The organism is Mycobacterium sp. SP-6446 (assembly GCF_001954045.1).
GTDB lineage: Bacteria > Actinomycetota > Actinomycetes > Mycobacteriales > Mycobacteriaceae > Mycobacterium.
Genome location: NZ_MBEM01000052.1, coordinates 1 through 959 on the forward strand (window position 1 = coordinate 1; position 959 = coordinate 959).

General features: G+C 66.8%; 1 protein-coding gene. It reads right to left on the reverse strand.

Features of this window, described 5'->3' with window-relative positions:
* The coding region (locus A5736_RS04100; protein WP_076244675.1) for an HNH endonuclease signature motif containing protein at nucleotides 1-959 on the reverse strand (959 nt) is incomplete at both ends.

The window sequence follows — 959 nt, forward strand, 5'->3', positions numbered from 1 at the left end:
GGCGTCGTGGTCATCGGCGTCGACGTTGTGCAGGAGTTTTTCGGGGTGCCAGTAGGTGTTGGTTCGTGGTTGGCCCCGGTCGAGGTGTGGGGGTGGGATCCATTCGGTTTCGCCCTTGGCGTTTTTGCGGGTGCTCCAGCCGCCGGGTTGGACGATGTGGTGTTGGGTGGGGCAGCCGAAGGTGAGGTTGTCGACATCGGTGCAGCCACAGGTGGCGTAGCCGACCACGTGGTGGACCTCGCTGTAGTAGCCGGGCACGGTGCAACCGGGAGCGGTGCAGCCACGATCCTTGGCGTATAACACGATTCGTTGTGCGGGGGAGGCCAGGCGTTTGGTGTGATAGAGCGCCAGGGTTTTGCCCTTGTCGAAGATGGCCAGGTAGTGGCGGGCGTGGCGGGCCAGGCGGATCACATCGCTCATGGGCAAGATGGTGCCCCCGCCGGTCAGCGCGCGTCCGGCGGCGGCTTCCAGTTCGGCCAGGGTGGTGGTGACGATGATGGAGGCCGGTAGTCCGTTGTGCTGACCCAGTTTTCCCGACGCCAACAGGGCGCGCAGGGCGGCATTGAGCCCGTCATGGTTGCGCTGTGCGGCGCTGCGGGTGTCTTTGTCGATGGCCTCTTGCGCGGGTGGCCCGTCAACAGTGGGGGTGTCGTCGTCGGGGTTGCACATGCCGGGGGCGGCCAGCTTGGCCAGCACGGCTTCGAGGGTGGCGCGCAGCTCGGGGGTAAGCCAACCCCGCAGTTGCGACATGCCGTCGGCGTGTTGGTTGCCCAGGGTCAGGCCGCGGCGCCGGGCACGGTCGTCGTCGGTGTAGGTGCCGTCGGGGTTGAGGCAGTCGGCCAATGTGTGGGCCAGTGCGGCGAGTTGTTCGGGGCGAAACTGGGTGCCCTGTTCGGCCAGCTTGGCTTCGACTTGCTCGCGGGTGGCGTGGTCGATCCAGCCGGGCAGCTGGTGGAAAA